The organism is Marinobacter sp. EVN1 (assembly GCF_000475375.1).
Classification (GTDB): Bacteria; Pseudomonadota; Gammaproteobacteria; order Pseudomonadales; family Oleiphilaceae; genus Marinobacter; species Marinobacter nauticus.
Window position 1 is genome coordinate 23,519 of the sequence record NZ_AXCB01000013.1, and the last position, 15,605, is coordinate 39,123.

Genomic DNA, 15,605 nt, shown 5'->3' on the forward strand with positions numbered 1-15,605 from the left:
TTCATGCCTTCACTTATAACCAGGTAGACAGAACGATCGATCCAAACTGATCGACGCCGTCCTTTTCCTCGAATTCTTCGCTGCGCCACAGGTAGGTGTAGGCGATCTGCCAGCGATCCCAGGTCAATGCCGCACCCACCTGAGCATCGCCAACCCACTCACGACTGTCAACGGAGTGGCTGTCCTCGAAACTGTTGCCGTCGAGCAGCAGGTTGTGTGCTGTATAGCGCCCTTCTACGGCAGCGAAGACGTACCAGCTAAAGCCCCGATCCCGCCGAAAAGAAGATTGCCCGCCTTGTGCGGGGGCGACTGACGGAATGCCGAAACTACGATCAAGCCCCTCTCCCAAACGAAACCCAAGGCCGCTGGAAGCGTAGGTATACAGGTTGCCGAGCGCAAACCCGGCAGACGGTCCATATTCCAGGCTTAGCTCAGCGACATCCTGTTGTTTAAGCCAGGCCCGTTCATAACCAAAATTAATCACTGGCTCGTTCTCAAGCTGGTTGTCCCAACCCCTCGGCTTGTCTGCCGCAATAAGATCGTGGAAATTTCGTTGGACTACCTCAGCACCGGAAGCCGGTCCTACGATGCCCACGTCGATATGCAGGCTGTCTGCCAAACGCAAGCCACCGTGCTCCCTTTCGCTCAGTAGCGAAATTCCACCAAACAAAAGGCCGGCATAGGGGCGGTCATCTTTAATAAGCGTTTCGACCTCTATATCTTCGGGCGTATAGATCTGTTGCCCGAGCCGGTACGTTACGCCCGCAAGAGTACTGCCAGACCAGCCCGGAATGACGTCCGCAAGACGGCGGGTCCAATGTCGATCCGGGGGCTCAAAGGCCCAGATCACCTCTACGCCGTTGGTGTATTGACCATCGCCACCGGCGGAAAAGGCATCGTTTTCCACTTTCAGGGACAGCAGGCCGTCGGCGGAAGCTGACGTCACAAGGAAGCCCAGCAACAAACCTGAGCACCAACTCCAATAACACTTTTTGCCACGTCGAGATTTCAATAAAGCGCCCTCTGTCAAGGCGGGTTGAACCGGTTGCAAAAGACCATACTCCCGGATGCTGCCCCACTTTCCCGTGCCAGTTGATTCGGTGTTCCGCCAACAATGATAGGAAGGCTGCTGCAAAACTTGTTCATTTCGTTCAGCATGGACTGAACGTAACACACATAACGACGGACCGCCAGCCGTGATGGAACCGTCCTGTGCCGGCGAAATTTGCGGAACGCTCCAATCCTAATCTTGTCGCTCGCGTCTGAAAAATGTCTCGGGTTCAGTAATATTTGGGGTTGGCGGAATTTTCCATAACCCGTTCAAACACACGCAGAGCGACTTCCAGATCCTGGTCTTCAATGCCTTTCAGCATCTCCTCTCGCAAGAGATTCGCCCGCTCATTCAGTTCGCTCGAAAAGCGCTCACCGGTATTGGTAAGGTACAGCAACCTGACGCGCCGATCATGCTTACAGGGCCGTCGTTCAATCAGCCCCTGCTCTTCAAGGCTGTCAAGCAGACGGACCAATGTCGGATTCTCGATCGTCATCAAATGGGCTAACTCCCGCTGGGTCAATCCTTCACCACCACGCTGCAGGCAGACCATGGTGAACCAACGAGCTTGGGTAACCCCCAGGTCTTTCAGGCGCTCATCCAGTAACTTGCGCCAGCGCCTTGCCACTCGGGCATTGGCGAAGGGAAACTGATCTCGAGGGATTTGCGGGTCCATATCACTGTCCTGATATTGCTGACTCAGTAACAGTAAATCGTAAGCTAATCATTGAGGCAAGTCTGCGTTACGCACTAACCAGGTTTGCGCCAATTCGACCTGCAATTCAAGCAGGTTCTCAGGCCAGCTACTAAGGAACTTCTCCGAAGGGCTCCGTCAATAGCCCGCCAGCGCGTTCGTTTATAGTCAACGAGACACCAGCACAGGGATTGACGCTTGACAGAGTACAGTTCGAGTAGCGCTACCCAGCACCAGTCGGGTGAGCCGCGTATGGCCATAGGCGCCCATCACCAGCATGTCGGCATGGAACGCCCGCGCCTGCTCGAGTAGCACCGGGCCGACCTTACCACCGTCGACTTGTTCCAGTGTTACCTGTACGCCATAACGCGCGAGGTGGCGACACAGGTCCGCGCCGAAATCTTCTCTACACTCCAGCTCGCCATCCGGTTCATCGCAGACACAAACCACCTTCACTGCTTCTGCCTGGGCCAGGAAGGGTAACGCATCGCCGACAGCTCGTGTTGCCTCCCTGCTAGCGTTCCAGCCAACAACGATACGTCGTCCAATCCGTCCGGCCGGCCACTCGTCAGGAATGAGTATAGTCGGGCGTCCAGACCCGAAGATAACATGCTCGGCCATCCTGACCGTCATGGAAGGTTCAGGGGAGCTTTCGAAGGGAGGGACCAACGCCAGCCCTGCATAGCGCGCGTGTAGCATTAATTCCTCCGCCACCTCGCTCTCGGACAAGCGCCACTCTGCGCTAATACCTCTTGCGCGAGCCATTGCCTCAAACCGCTCCCTGACCTGAGTCTCTGCGTCCCGAACACGCACGCGATGCTGTTCGAGCAAGGCGCGCATGGCGGGGCCGGCCACAGCGTACGCATGAGGCATCGCTCTCAGTGGCGTTGCCACAAACACCGCTATCAGGCAGGCATCCCAGCACGCAGCGATGTCAGCGGCGATCGCCAGTCGCCGGTCATAGGGCCGAGCCTCTTCAAGAAAGACAACGATATCCTTAGGTAGCATGCTTCACCTCCTGGTCACGCGCTTTCCATAACCTACTCAAAAACACGCAGGCGGACCAATGTCGGATTCTCGATGACCATCAGGTGGGCTATCTCCCGCTATGTCAGCCCTCCACCATCACGCTGCAGGCAGACCATGGTGAACCAGCGAGCCTGGGTAGCCCCCAGGTCTTTCAGGCGCTCATCCAGCAACTTGCGCCAGCGCCTTGCTAACCGGACACTGGTGAAAGGAAACTGATCCCGAGGGATTTGCGGGTCCATGTCACTGTCCTGATACTTATTAAGCCCTCTCCCCAGTCTAGCGGTTGACCGCTAAGCTGGAAGGCGACCAAACACCACAAGGGAGAAGACTCAATAAACTTTATCGTAGCACCTACCATCATTATTGTGGAATCAATCTGCTGCATGCCTGTACGTCTGTATCATCAACCAGCAGGGGGAGGTGTTGCTACACAAGGAAATCAAAGGACGGCAACTTCCCGCTGGCCTACACCTATCCCAACGAGATGCGGGCCACCCGCGACCTACTGCGACGACGCTTCCGCATCGTCCAGCACGGGGCCATGCTCAAAACCCACGTGGTGAACACCACCAGCCAATACAATCCGCCACCCAATAAGGTAAACCTTAAGAATGTGGGAGTCCGGGAACAGGTTCAGGCGGCCTTTGCCGGACAGAATGTCCAGCACAACATCAATCTCGACCTGGCCATCATCGAGTGCTATCACCGTGAGCTGAGCAAGCTTGAAGAACACCTGGAGCGGCAAGCCAAACAACATAATCCCACTTCTCTGAGTGTGCTGAGGACCATTCCCGGTGTAGGGCGCATCCTAGCGCTGACCATTCTCTACGAAATCGGTGATATCCAGCGCTTTGAGTCAGTTCAGAAGTTCGCTTCCTATGCCAGACTCATCAACTGCAAAGCCGAGTCTGCCGGCAAGGTGGATCCTGGCCACCGCAAGCGACGGGGCCTCGGGCTGTTTGTTCTGTCGGTCAGGATGACACCACTTCGCCAGCATCGCCAGACAGCCGCCAGAACCAGCCGGATCTCATCTTGCCTTTTTGGGGGCCTGACCGGCCCTGGTGGCCGGCCTTGATGAGCGTTTCGTCGATGGCCAGTACCGGCTGCGCGGCACGTTGTCGGTCTGCGCATCCACAATGGGGCGCAGCAGGTCGATGGCTCGCTTGACCAGCTTGGTCAGGGTACTGCGGCTGATGGTGATGCCGGATTGCTGGATGCGCTGGTGCTGACGATACAACGGCAGGGGGACTGAAACTTGTCCACCAGCAGGCTGACATCGGCCAGGCTGTTGTGCAGCACGTTAAATAGAGCCGGTGTTGTCGCAGGCTTCTCGGTGCCCTTTGCGCCGGAACACCGGGCGTTCCACCTTCAGCACCACGTAACTGGAGGCCCGCTGGGCCAGCCGGTAGGAGGTTTTGGTGCCGAGGATGTCGTACTGGTCGGCGTCCGGCCCGATCTGCTCCGATGGCATGTGTTCAATGACTTCCACCGGCACATCGGCACTAAAGCGCAGACCAGTATCGTTCAGGCAGTCGTCATCCCGCTGTTTCTTGCATGAATAGAAACTTTTTCTCTATTGGCCCGGTCGGTTACTACCCATGCTTATAAACTGGGATAAGTGGGAAACTGGGAATTTCTGATCCTTTTCCGATTTACCAACACCTCGCCTCAACCGAAAAAAACCTACTGGCAAGTCTAGCAAGAGCGGCACTCCCGATGCACCACTGCGGATACACCGAAGTTTGTACTGACAGCGCAACACATTGATTTTATTAAATATTATTTTGATTTTCCTCTTGCATATTTGAAACTTCGTGCGAATATTTTAGAAAACGCAGGAGTTCAAAATGACCAAGTTGAAGACCATTTGTTTTGCTGTAACTACAGCCGCGCTCGCGGGTTGCGCTGTCATGCCTCGACACTATGACGACGAATCATCCCGCGCACTGAATCTGGCCCGTGCCGGCGGCGTCTACGATCAGGACCTGCGGGATTCACCAGACGGGACGCGCTCGCATCGAAAGGGTTTGCTGGTAAGCGCCCTCGACCTGGCCAGATTGGCCACCTCATTAGATGCGCCGCTTCGTCATCTTACCGGCACCCAGACGCTGTTCTTCAACGCCACTGACATCATGATGACGCCGGACAACCCTTCGGCGCGACCCAGCCTGATGGGCTGGATGCCGGAATCACTGGCGGCGAACGAGGATGACGCCTATGACCACTATGTTGCCGTTGTAGATGAGGCCATCACCCAGGCCGCCGAGTCGATGGCGATAAATGTAACGAAGCTCACAGACGTGAAGACGCCGGAGATTGATGGGAACCCGCTCATGCTGTGGTCGGTAACAGTCGAGCGATATGGCTGTGCCGATAGCAACTGCATCATCGCCTATAACATCCAACAACCGAATCACTGGAAGACACCAAGCTATGTCATCGGCCGTGAAGCAGCCAGTTACAACATCGCTGCCAACCATCCCGAGAAATATTCCCGACTGGTATTTCGGCAGTCCGGCCATGAACGTACCTTTCCTGTAGATGAATTCTATGGCGCTGTCAGCGCCGGCATGCCTCCCTGGATAGTGATGTACTTTCCACCGAACACCGTGATCCAGGACGGCGAGCCGCTCCCCTATCCGGTGTTGTATGAACAGGGCCAACAGCTGATGTTCAGGGAGCCCGACCATGAGTGACTGGCACGATGAACTTGAGTTGGCACTGCTGCCGCTGGAGGACCTGAGAGTCGATAGCGTCTACATGACTTTTGTGATCAGCAATGCCCTGAGCGAGCGAGGCATTTTCCATCAATGCCGGATCGGATACGCGGAGGACCGACTGAGCCGAATGACCACCGCTCCCCATTGCTGGGTCGAGCTCGAGCAGGACTTGAGGGCGATGACGAACGATGCCTACAGCAAGGTGAAACCGCCGTGGCTGGCCGGGCAAGCCGCAGCGGCCTGACGCCGGGAAAAACTTGCATTTTCTCAGGTTCTGGTAGCTTCGAAGTAAAGCACTATCGGGGACTGAGGCCATGGTAAGAGTGGCAAAAATCGTAACAGTGGGGCTCGCCGGGATCGGCGTTGTGGAGCTCGCCTTTAGGGGTACCGATGCAGCGCTTTACGCATGGTATTTATTGTTCGTGCTCTGGGTGGTCGCACTGTTCATTCGCTTCGCACTGGCCGTAGTCGATGCCTACAAGACGGTTTTCGCCAAGGGACCCGATGGGGAAATGACGTTTCCTGAATTCGAACAAAAGATGGCGTCGTTCAGTCGAGGCAGTGATGAGGAGGCAACCGGCGCGGGCAACAAGGCAACTTCCGGCAATGGGAGCAATGGCGGTACAGAGGGTTTCTTCGATGACGACAGAATCAACCAGATTTATCGAGCGGACGATCCGTTCGGGGAGTTTCTCGACTCTTGAGATGGTTCCTTATGGGCACAGATCAGGAGAACCAGAGGTTCGAACCCGGTAACGGCCACCAGAACCACCTAATCCAGACCAGCCAGAGAGAACCACTTATAACAGACTGAGGAACCGACGATGTTTATTCGAGCCTACCTTCGGGCATCCACGCAGGAACAGAATGCGGAGCGAGCCCGGGACTCACTGGTACAGTTCGCAGCCAACCACGGTCAGCGCATTGCGGCTTTCTATGTGGAGAACGTATCCGGAGCCACCTTGCACCGCCCCGAGCTAATGAAGCTGATTGCGGATTCGGGCGACGGTGACATTGTGCTGGTCGAACAGATCGACCGGCTAGCCCGCCTCAAACAGAGTGACTGGGACTCTCTCAAGCAAAAGCTGGCCGCCAAACGACTGGCCATTGTTTCCCCGGAATTGCCGACCAGTTGGCTCGCCCTGGAGAAGAAAGACAACACCGGCTTCACGGACTCTATTCTTCAGGCAGTCAACGCCATGATGCTCGACATGCTGGCTGCGGTGGCCCGAAAAGACTACGAAGATCGCCGGCGCCGCCAGTTCCAAGGCATCAACAAAGCCAAAACGGAGGGTAAGTATCAAGGGCGGCAGCGAGACCTGAAGCGCAGGCAACACATCGCCAGCCTTCTCAAGAGCGGCCACAGCTACAGCGAAATCCAGGAGATTCTGAGCTGCTCCCGGCACTTGATTGCGTCTGTCGCCAAAGAACAAAGACAGGCCGATGCTGCGGCCTGAAACCAACAAAGTGACCTCAAAGGGCCATCAACCATTGGAGACCTGAATATGCTGAACCTATCTGCCACATTGATTGCATTCCTGAGCTTTGTCGCGGTTGTGCTTTTTATCTGCGTTATCGCCTACCGCAACGCCGAGCGACTGGAAGCGTTTGTGGAGCGAAAGTTTCCAAAAAGCGCTTCCCGACCTAACCGTAGCCACGAATAAATATTGGGCAAACTGTTGTTCGCTGCCGTTTCCATTATCCGCAGTCTTCGCGCTTTGACTCAACCGGACAGGTTCATTCCGGCTGCCAGGAGCAATCTACCCAGTGCTCTTTATAGCGTTTCACAAAGTTTTTCATCTCGCGAATGTTAGCGGCAGGTTCTCGGCAGGCACGGGCACAGGTAGAAACGACATCCTGGTAGAACTTCGGAGCGACAGCCCTAACTCCGTCATAATTCATAAGCAACTCCGGAAGGCGCTCCGTGATTTTGGCTCCACGGGGCGCCATCACGAGGCTTGGGGGCTCTCCATAGGTGTTGATCAACACGTATCGCCAGCTGGGGTCTGCGGCACCTTGGCGTGGGACTATCTCACAGGGGCGTGCATCTCCGCCGCCGGATATGCCTTCATAGACTTCCTTAAGGGCCAGTGGTTTGTGGGCTATCAGGACATAAGGCCCAGCCTCTACATATCTGCCCATTCGTTCGTCGTACTCGATGCCGAGCAATGCTTCCAGGTCAAAACGCGCATGCGGGTCAAGGGACGACTTTCCCGAGGTGAACCATTGAAGTTCCCGCAGGGTGATCCCGGCACGCCTGGCAATCTCTGCAGGTGGATTGGGCCAGCACGCCACGAGGTTCTTGGCAATCTCGGCCGCGTTGTCATAGTCACTGTCGGCCCAGAAATCATCATCCTCGACGATATCCTCCGGTGCCGCCTCACCTGAAAGCAGCCAGGTACTGCCATCAAACCCATCCAGAGCCAAATATCGGGGCTTACAGGGCGGTAGCGAGGTCTCCCAGGATGACAGCCATGGACCGGGTTTCCAGTCGAGCCCACCGGTCGCTGTAGGCACCGGCAATTGCACCGGTAACGCCAGCCACTGCTGGATTCTGTCTTCAACCTCACGGTTATTCACACCTCTGTGACCACCCCTGACACGAAAGTCGTGCTCATCCTGAGCGTACCGGCAAAGAGCCTGGATGGATCCGGCAGGAGACCGGTCTTTTCCGTTGTGCTTCCTCAGCAGCCACCGGCTGGAGTCCTGGGCTGAACGCAGAGACGCTGGGAGGGATTTCTCCTTGGCGTCGGCGACCTCAACCTGGACTCCGATTTTTGCCATGTCCTCTACCAGCCTATGGCTGGCCGTCGCGATGTGGCGGTTGACCCGAAGGGTGTCGGGGCAACCACGCAAGCCTTCCGCGTTACGCCATGCATCCAGGAGAACATCCTGGAAAGCTCTGGGTTGATCGACTGGAGTGAACGTCATCCAGCGAATGGGCAACCCGCTAACAGTAATGCCATAGAGTATGAGGGGGCTGAGCCCGTACCGATTCGCGTCCTTGATCTTGATCGGGTCCCGCACTGACACAATGCCATGCTCCGGATGGTGGAAAAGGAACTTGGCAATCGCTACGTAGAAATGATGTTCTCGTGGTGAAAGCATCGCCTGTCGATTCATTTTCAAGTTAACCTGCCTCTACGGCCCGCTCTGTAGCGCTCAACCCGCCGCATCCCGGCCCCGATATCTGGCTTCTCCCGCCAGTTTGAGGTGTAACCTGGATCTGCGTGCTGATACGCTCCTTCAAGGCAGGCACGTGTGAAATAACGCCGATCAGCTTGCCGTCCTGCTGCAGACCCGAGAGAGTTTCCAAGGCAGTATCAAGGGCTTCATCGTCCAGCGTGCCAAAGCCTTCATCCAGGAACAGCGAGTCCACACGGACATTCTTGCTGGCCATATGGGACAGACCCAGAGCCAGGGAGAGACTGACGATAAAGCTTTCACCACCGGAAAGATTCTTCGTGGGCCGAATCTCCCCAGCCTGGTAGTTGTCAACCACGTTGAGCTCCAGGGGCTGAGCATCATGACGGACCAGCAAGTAGCGGTCGGTCATTTTTTGCAGTTGTCTGTTGGCGTGGCCAATCATCATTTCGAAGGTCAACCCCTGGGCAAAGTTTCTATACTTTTTACCGTCTGCGGATCCGATCAATTCGTGCAGGTTTTCCCACCTGCGACACTCTTTGCCCTGGGCCTCAATAGCCGCTTGTTTCTCTTTTATCCTCTCTTTGGCGGCCGTATTTTCGCTCAGCTTGTGCTTAAGACCGGCAATGATGTCCCGCAACTCCCTCAGAGACTCCTCGTACTCCTTGAATTGGGGTTCGAGCTCTTCAAGAGATTTGTCGGTCACTTTTCGAGCCATCTCTGTGGCCAAGCGCGTCTCCCGATCCTTTTGCCTGGCTTTCAGATCTGTTTGACGCTCATCCAGTTCATTGGCCTTAACCGCCAGCTCACCTCTCCGCTCAGAGGTCAATCTGGCTCCCAGAAACTGTTCTTCATCTGAAAAACCAACTGGCGTAAGTGCTTCGGAGAAATCAGTTTCCATCCTTCCCAGTTCCGGCTCTCGCTGGTCGATCCGCTTTCTCAGGGATTCGACATGGGCCTTTGCGGTATGCCACCTTTGCTGTAGTTGATTATGCTGATCTCTGGCCTGCCTCTCGGCAACTTCGGCGTCAAATACCGCCTTATTCAAACCGCGCTCTTCTTCGTCGGGATTCCTGTCGTCGTAAAGTGCTTTGCGCTCATCATTTCCTGCGGCAAATTCCGTTTTCAGTGTTTCCAGGCGCTCCCGTTTTTCGGCAAGGGAAGTGCTTTGGGTTTCGATAACCGCATCCAGTCTCTTGATCTCACTGTCGAGGTCGGCAACCTGTTTCTCGATGTCTGCCTTCTTCTTGACTTGGGCCTGCCATTCCTTCAGCCGTGCTTTGAGGGTCTCGAGCAGCGATGAAATGTCCGTTTCAGGGATGTTCTCAATACCAAGCGGCAGGAGCCTGGAGGAAACGGCGTGCCTGCGTTCGGCAAAGTCTGCACGGAGCTTTTCCAAGCTGCCCTTTACCTCGGCAAGTGTTCTTTCGGCTGCCTTTTTGTCATTAGCCGCCGCTGACTCCAGCTTTTCAGCCTCCGTCAGGTTTTTACGGGCCAAGCTTTCAGCTACTTCGAGCTTCTTGATGGCGGCTTCCTGATCCTCGGCTTTGTTGATCAGTTTGGTCAGCGCTTCAATCTTCTGTTCGGTTTCATCAGAGGCAGGCACATTCCCTTCCGCGAAGGGATGCTCGGTGGCCCCACAAAGTGGGCAGGGCTTGCCGTCTTCCAGTTTCGCCCGGTGATCTTCAAGCTCCGCTATTTTCGTCAGGAAGGCCATTTCACGCAGCAGAGTTTCCTTCTCCGTGCGATATTCGCGCAGCAAGCGGCCCCCCAGTAGCTGGCTCAAAACATCTTTGCCTTGCTGAAGCTGCTTTGATGCGTCCTCCAGCTCCTGCTTCCGAATGCCGGATTGCTTCTGACAGTCGTCGAGTGACGTTGTCGCCTGTTTCAAAGCGTTCTCGGCCGTTTCTTGATCGCTCTCTTTTTGAAGGGCTTCGCTTTGCCTAAAGAGCAGGCCTCTCAACTGCTCTTCAACACCAGCCAGGCCGCCGATCAGCCATTCATCCCGGGCATGCTCCTTGAGATACCCTTCAACAAGCTCCAATGCCTGTTGGGCCTTAATACGCTTCTCCTGTTCCTTGAGCCGGGTTTGTGTATCTGCGTCAATCTTTGCCGAATCCTTCTTGCAGGCCTCATCACCCGCCGTAACTGCCTTTTCCTGATCGGCAAGCTTCTGATCGAGGGAGCGAACCTTTTGCAATATCGGTGCGGCCGCTTTCAGCTCTTCTTTGGCCCGAGCGGTTTGTTGCTCAGCCGCGCTCATCGTCTCGGCTTGCTCCTTGGCGGAGGATTCCAATCCAGGGAGCGCCTCCTCCTCAGTTTTCAATGCCTCTCTGTCATCTGCCTGCTGTTTGCGGGTGGCCATAAGCGTTGCATATACGCCATCAAGCGAGGAGGCACTCAAAGCCCGGTTGAGCCTTTCACGATCGGGCTTGAACGCCCTAATATCAACATGCAGCTTGCTATCCTCATCGGCAAGATTGACGATTTCCTTCTTTAATCCATCGATGATGGAGAGCCAGGCAATGGCCTTTCCGGCCTCGGCGGACTTGGCGGCGAGGTCTGTTTCCTCCTTCTGCCTTGTCTCGAGTGTCTGCGCAATCTCTTGTTCCTGCTCCGGCTCGAGAATCGCGATGCCTGCTGTTTCAGCCTGCAGTAGGCTCAGCTTTTCTCGCTCTTCTCGCTGTCGCTCATGGACGCGAACGGATATCTGGCTGTAGATCTCTGTGCCCGTGATCTGCTCCAGGATCGGAGCCCGATCATCCGGTGCCGCCTGAAGGAACGCGGCGAAGCCGCCCTGGGCAAGCAACATGGAACGGGTAAAACGATCAAAGTCCATACCGGTAGCCGACTCGATCTGGTCGGCTACACCTCTCATCTTGGATTCGAAGATCTCGCCGGAATCAGCATTGGCAATTTCATGTTTCGGAGCCTGGAGCTCGCCATCCGGCTTCTTGCGTGCCCGATGTTGGCTCCAATGACAGCGGTAACGCCCACTCTGGGTTTCGAAGGTCACCTCGGCAAAACATTCGCCGGTCTGCCGGGACATGATTTCGTTTCCGCTCTTGGTAACCTTGTTCAGGCGAGGCGTCCGCCCATAGAGGGCAAGACAGATAGCATCGAGGATCGTAGTCTTACCCGCGCCGGTCGGGCCGGTAATGGCGAAGATGCCGTCAGACGCGAAGGCTGGGTGCATCAGGTCGATTTCCCACTCGCCTACCAGGGAGTTCAGGTTTTTGAAGCGTACCTGCAGTATTCTCATCGACAGCCCCTCTATCCCGCTTTCACGTCGTCTTCATAGAGAGACGAAACAGTTTCCTGGTAGGCCCGTAGCAGTTCAGGCCGCTGGTCTTCAGGCACTTCATGAACGGCTAGGCAGCGCTCGAACACGTCGTTCACATCCAGGTCGTCGAGTGTCTCCTCTTCATGGATTTGTCCCAGCACGTGGTCGATGATGCGGTTGTTTTTGATCCGGAGGATCTCCACTCCAGTGCCAGAGACGGCGGTCTCCAGACGTTCGCGCAGGTCGCCAATGACCTCCTCACCTTCGTAGATGACTTCGACCCAGCCTTGAAAGTCTGTTGCCGACAGCTCGAGCATACGGCTTGAGATGCTCTCCCAGTCTCCCTTAACGCGCTCCAGCTTTTGAAACACTGGCACGTCGATCAGTTGCACGGATGGCGGCTTGCCCTGGCCCTCTTCATGATTAAAAACAACCAGGCAAACGCTCTTTTGCTGTTTTGCCTCCCCGAACCCCATGGGCAGAGGGGAGCCACTGTACCTGATGGTCTCTAGGCCATTCACCTTCTGAGGGACGTGGAGGTGTCCAAGCGCCAGATAGTCAAAGCTCGCTGGAAAAATCCCGGCCGTCACATGAGCCAGGGAGCCAACGTAGAGTTCGCGTACACCATCACCATCGATGGTTTGTCCGCCGGCAGTAAACAGGTGCCCCATGGCCACAATGGGAATATCCACTCCGAGTTCCTCACGTTTCTGCTCAGCGAAGGCGGCGACTTCGGCGTAATGAGACCGGATCCCCGCAAGTAGTTTCCGCTCCTTGTCCTCGACACTCTCACCCGCCTCCGCCACCCGGATATCCCTGTCCCGGAGGTAGGGCACGGCGCAAACAATCAGCTCCGGAGCGTTCAGCTCACTGCGGAGCACCAGCACTTCGTCTTCCAGGGACTCAGAGCTACTGCCGACCACGTGGACATTCAGCGCTTTGAGCAGCTCCCTGGGGGCATTGAGGAAGGAAGGCGAATCGTGGTTGCCCGCGATGACGACAACATGCCGGCAGGATGAGGCAGCCACCCGGCACAGGAACCGATAATAGAGCTCCTGGGCACGATTGCTCGGAGCGCTGGTGTCAAAGACATCACCTGCCACGAGCAGTGCATCGATTTCGTTTTTCTGAATCGACTCAGCCAGCCAGGTAAGAAAATTCTCGAACTCCTCATACCGCTTTCTGCCGTAAAGGGTGCGGCCGATGTGCCAGTCGGATGTGTGGAGGATTTTCATTGAGCCTCCACCGCTGTCTGTGGTTCCTCAATAGGCTCTTCAGTCACGCCGATACTTTGAAGTAACGCGGCATACTGATCAGGGTCCTTTTCCTTAATCTTCCGCAAGATGAAATTTGCTGTGGTCTTCATCTCAGGAACATCGATAGGTAAAACACTTCGTTCAAATACACCCGCCAAATGGGAAAACTCATTATTGATACGATCCGTAAGTGATGCGGCCAAGGCATCATCTCCAAAAAACCGCGTTAACTTGTCATCTTTCTCTACGGCATTTGGATATTTGTAGTACAAGAATGCCTCAAGAAACTTACGGGCATTGTTCCCAAAGTTGTAGTAGCAATCATGATTTTCATCACTCTCGATCTGTGCGTGGGCACATTTATAAATTTGATGAAACAAGAAATTGAACTCAGTAACATAGTCCTTAAGGTATCGAGGCATCAACGTGATGTTGCTGGTCTGATTCGTTCGCGTAATGATGAGAAATTGAGATTTATTTTTGTTCATCGCACCAGGAAGCCGCTTAAGATACTTCAGAAAATCCAGGTTGTGAGTCGATATAAATAACTGCTTAAAGCGGTCGCGTTCTTTTTCCTCCTCGCCATCTTCATATTTCTCCGGGGTTACAATCTCTGCATTAATAAGGCTGTAGACAAAAAATATATGGTTTGCATCAAGACTGGATATGGGATCATCAATCCAGATGATAGGCTGATTACCTTTAGTCTCGATATCATCAAGCTTTGCCATGAAGTAACAAAAAGCTATCAGGCTACATTCACCCTCACTTAGGTGGAATGCCTGCTTGCCGTTGCGTGTTACTTCAAACCGGTATCCCGATGAAGTATCTCCGGGATTTTCTTCAATGGCTCTGAGTGAAAGGGACTGGTGGCCGAAGAAGTTATTCAAATAGTCGTTAACCCGGTCAGCACCCTTGCTTTCATCTTTCAGTTGGGCCTTCAGTTCACTGATCTTTGCTCGTTTTGTATCAAGCTTTTCCTTTACAGAGTTCTTAGCTTCCTCCGCTTTTTCCATTGCCTTATTCAGCACGTCAATGGCTGTGCATTCTTCTTCATATTTTATGTCGTTAACGAATGTATGAACTTCATGAAGGCGGAGTGAAGCGCGCGCTTCCGATTGATCCTCGCTCAGCGAAGCAGTGAACTCATTTGATTTTTTCCTGAGCTGTTCAAATGAATCTCTAACCGAATTCAAAGAATCCTCAACGGACTCAGGTTCATCAAATGTTAGAGGAGTGAAGATTTCATTTTTCCGTTTTTCGGCCTGTTCTTTAATAGAATCCAAGCTTTCACAATAAGCAGCGGATTTAGCTGACAACTGTTCTGAAAGCGAATCCAAATCCATGGTGAAGTTAGAATAGAAATCCGAATTCTTGATTTTCAGTAGACTGGGAAGTCGTGACCTCTCACGTTCAATCGATCCAAGCAGGTTATCCAGCGCTTGCCGAAGCTCTTCAGACTCCTGATTGAAATGCTTGTCCAGTTTTTCCCATAAATCTTTCGGTAGGTCGCTACCACAAAATGCGCACTTGTCTCTTTTCCCTTGATGATGCTCGCGACCAGTCCTCACCCATGTCGCCAATGCAGCATCGTTTAGTAATTCCTGAATCGGGTCAGATGCCTGAATCTTTTTTTCAATTAAATCTTTAGCCTTTGATACTATCGCGGAATATTGAAGGTTAAAGGATGATGATTCTGGGATTTCCGGCTTGGGTTCTTCTCTGAGAAGGTCATGAAATTGGTCTACCTGTTCATCAGTAAGCGGGGAATAAGTATCTCTGGTAACAGTAGCGATATCTGCTTTAATTTTGGGAACATTGTAGTTGGCATCGCCAAACGATTTGTTGTGCTTAATTCCCGAGCCTGCCTTATTGGCTTTATCCCGTAACTTTGTCTCCAATTCTGTCGACTTATCGCCATGGGATTTTTTGGCTTTTTTGAACTCATCCTCAGCACCAAGGAGGTCACCAAGCAGACCTGATTTATCCTCTTCGCTTCCGAGTTCAGCTTCATGCTTTTCTATCTCTTCCTCAAGCTTGGCATTATCTTCTCCCAATATGGCGAACGAGTTTATGGCCTGCTCGTCATCAACGATGAAATGCAGATTATCTCTGACAAAATCTTCATTAAAAACCCGAACCACTTGGCCATGGCTATTCAATGAGTTTTGCGTGGCATTGGTGCCGCCATTGAAAGATAGCTGAAATTCAGGCGAGCTATATTTTTCGGAGACTGAACCGGTTTCGAGAGCCCTAAAAATCCGTGATAAAGTTGTTTTTCCGGAGTAGTTTCGGCCATATAAAATGTTGATCTTTCTAAATTCAGCAACATTATTGCCTTCATCCCTTACAGATGAAGCCCATCGAAAGTCCTGAAAGACCGCCATGTCTTTGATCGATTCTATTCTCTTTACCTCGCCGCTCATCT

Annotated in this window: 14 protein-coding genes and 2 pseudogenes; 6 read left to right on the forward strand and 10 right to left on the reverse strand. The window is 53.8% G+C overall.

Features of this window, described 5'->3' with window-relative positions; genetic code table 11:
- Window positions 1-13 precede the first annotated feature (13 nt).
- The 4 genes and pseudogenes from Q674_RS26575 to Q674_RS26590 all read right to left on the reverse strand — a co-directional run.
- Entirely contained in the window at window positions 14-964 is a 951-nt protein-coding gene (locus Q674_RS26575; RefSeq protein WP_227501191.1) for a lipid A deacylase LpxR family protein, read from the reverse strand.
- Between the two features lie 316 nt (window positions 965-1,280).
- On the reverse strand, window positions 1,281-1,727 hold the full coding sequence (locus tag Q674_RS26580; protein ID WP_011784123.1) for a MarR family transcriptional regulator: 447 nt from the start codon (window positions 1,725-1,727) through the stop codon (window positions 1,281-1,283).
- A 186-nt stretch (window positions 1,728-1,913) separates the two neighbouring features.
- On the reverse strand, window positions 1,914-2,753 hold the full coding sequence (locus Q674_RS26585) for a universal stress protein (protein WP_011784122.1): 840 nt from the start codon (window positions 2,751-2,753) through the stop codon (window positions 1,914-1,916).
- A gap of 101 nt (window positions 2,754-2,854) precedes the next feature.
- Window positions 2,855-3,013, reverse strand: a pseudogene (locus Q674_RS26590) (MarR family transcriptional regulator); the annotation flags it as partial.
- A gap of 203 nt (window positions 3,014-3,216) precedes the next feature.
- On the opposite strand from Q674_RS26590, the pseudogene Q674_RS41290 reads away from it, so the two are divergent.
- Window positions 3,217-3,849 (forward strand): annotated as a pseudogene (locus tag Q674_RS41290) (transposase); the annotation flags it as partial.
- Here the strand turns inward: Q674_RS41290 and Q674_RS41420 are convergent.
- Complete coding sequence (locus Q674_RS41420) at window positions 3,802-4,011, reverse strand: IS66 family transposase (RefSeq protein ID WP_022988836.1); 210 nt, start codon at window positions 4,009-4,011, stop codon at window positions 3,802-3,804. The pseudogene Q674_RS41290 and the gene Q674_RS41420 sit on opposite strands and share 48 nt — an antisense overlap.
- A gap of 63 nt (window positions 4,012-4,074) precedes the next feature.
- Window positions 4,075-4,245: a hypothetical protein gene (locus Q674_RS41425; protein ID WP_220150157.1), complete on the reverse strand. Its 171-nt coding sequence runs from the start codon at window positions 4,243-4,245 to the stop codon at window positions 4,075-4,077.
- A 376-nt stretch (window positions 4,246-4,621) separates the two neighbouring features.
- Between Q674_RS41425 and Q674_RS26600 the strand changes: the two genes are divergently transcribed.
- From Q674_RS26600 to Q674_RS41295, 5 genes are all read left to right on the forward strand, one after another.
- On the forward strand, window positions 4,622-5,470 hold the full coding sequence (locus Q674_RS26600) for a hypothetical protein (protein ID WP_011784118.1): 849 nt from the start codon (window positions 4,622-4,624) through the stop codon (window positions 5,468-5,470).
- Window positions 5,463-5,738, forward strand: coding sequence for a hypothetical protein (locus Q674_RS26605; RefSeq protein ID WP_011784117.1), 276 nt, complete (start codon window positions 5,463-5,465; stop codon window positions 5,736-5,738). The genes Q674_RS26600 and Q674_RS26605 overlap by 8 nt, the downstream gene beginning before the upstream one ends.
- A 70-nt stretch (window positions 5,739-5,808) precedes the next feature.
- Complete coding sequence (locus Q674_RS26610) at window positions 5,809-6,198, forward strand: hypothetical protein (RefSeq protein ID WP_011784116.1); 390 nt, start codon at window positions 5,809-5,811, stop codon at window positions 6,196-6,198.
- A gap of 120 nt (window positions 6,199-6,318) precedes the next feature.
- Window positions 6,319-6,951, forward strand: a complete 633-nt coding sequence (locus tag Q674_RS26615) for a recombinase family protein (RefSeq protein ID WP_023008342.1) — start codon at window positions 6,319-6,321, stop codon at window positions 6,949-6,951.
- Window positions 6,952-6,999: 48 nt separating this feature from the next.
- Complete coding sequence (locus tag Q674_RS41295) at window positions 7,000-7,158, forward strand: hypothetical protein (protein WP_200861845.1); 159 nt, start codon at window positions 7,000-7,002, stop codon at window positions 7,156-7,158.
- Window positions 7,159-7,231: 73 nt separating this feature from the next.
- Here Q674_RS41295 and Q674_RS26620 read toward each other — a convergent pair whose 3' ends face one another.
- Genes Q674_RS26620 through Q674_RS26635 form a run of 4 tightly spaced genes read right to left on the reverse strand, consistent with a single transcriptional unit; the run spans window position 7,232 to window position 15,603 of the window.
- Window positions 7,232-8,617, reverse strand: coding sequence for a hypothetical protein (locus tag Q674_RS26620; protein ID WP_023008343.1), 1,386 nt, complete (start codon window positions 8,615-8,617; stop codon window positions 7,232-7,234).
- 7 nt (window positions 8,618-8,624) lie between these two features.
- Entirely contained in the window at window positions 8,625-11,900 is a 3,276-nt protein-coding gene (locus tag Q674_RS26625; protein ID WP_023008344.1) for an AAA family ATPase, read from the reverse strand.
- 11 nt (window positions 11,901-11,911) lie between these two features.
- A complete protein-coding gene (locus Q674_RS26630) occupies window positions 11,912-13,156 on the reverse strand; it encodes an exonuclease SbcCD subunit D C-terminal domain-containing protein (protein ID WP_023008345.1) in 1,245 nt (414 codons plus the stop codon).
- On the reverse strand, window positions 13,153-15,603 hold the full coding sequence (locus tag Q674_RS26635) for an AAA family ATPase (RefSeq protein WP_023008346.1): 2,451 nt from the start codon (window positions 15,601-15,603) through the stop codon (window positions 13,153-13,155). The genes Q674_RS26630 and Q674_RS26635 overlap by 4 nt, the downstream gene beginning before the upstream one ends.
- Window positions 15,604-15,605 lie beyond the last annotated feature (2 nt).

Excerpts from the sequence above, each read along its gene's own strand:
- Q674_RS26580 (WP_011784123.1), bottom strand. The coding sequence starts at position 1,727 with ATGGACCCGCAAATCCCTCGAGATCAGTTTCCCTTCGCCAATGCCCGA.
- Q674_RS26585 (WP_011784122.1), bottom strand. The coding sequence starts at position 2,753 with ATGCTACCTAAGGATATCGTTGTCTTTCTTGAAGAGGCTCGGCCCTAT.
- Q674_RS41425 (WP_220150157.1), bottom strand. The coding sequence starts at position 4,245 with ATGCCATCGGAGCAGATCGGGCCGGACGCCGACCAGTACGACATCCTC.
- Q674_RS26600 (WP_011784118.1), top strand. The coding sequence starts at position 4,622 with ATGACCAAGTTGAAGACCATTTGTTTTGCTGTAACTACAGCCGCGCTC.
- Q674_RS26605 (WP_011784117.1), top strand. The coding sequence starts at position 5,463 with ATGAGTGACTGGCACGATGAACTTGAGTTGGCACTGCTGCCGCTGGAG.
- Q674_RS26610 (WP_011784116.1), top strand. The coding sequence starts at position 5,809 with ATGGTAAGAGTGGCAAAAATCGTAACAGTGGGGCTCGCCGGGATCGGC.
- Q674_RS26615 (WP_023008342.1), top strand. The coding sequence starts at position 6,319 with ATGTTTATTCGAGCCTACCTTCGGGCATCCACGCAGGAACAGAATGCG.
- Q674_RS41295 (WP_200861845.1), top strand. The coding sequence starts at position 7,000 with ATGCTGAACCTATCTGCCACATTGATTGCATTCCTGAGCTTTGTCGCG.
- Q674_RS26620 (WP_023008343.1), bottom strand. The coding sequence starts at position 8,617 with ATGAATCGACAGGCGATGCTTTCACCACGAGAACATCATTTCTACGTA.
- Q674_RS26625 (WP_023008344.1), bottom strand. The coding sequence starts at position 11,900 with ATGAGAATACTGCAGGTACGCTTCAAAAACCTGAACTCCCTGGTAGGC.
- Q674_RS26630 (WP_023008345.1), bottom strand. The coding sequence starts at position 13,156 with ATGAAAATCCTCCACACATCCGACTGGCACATCGGCCGCACCCTTTAC.
- Q674_RS26635 (WP_023008346.1), bottom strand. The coding sequence starts at position 15,603 with ATGAGCGGCGAGGTAAAGAGAATAGAATCGATCAAAGACATGGCGGTC.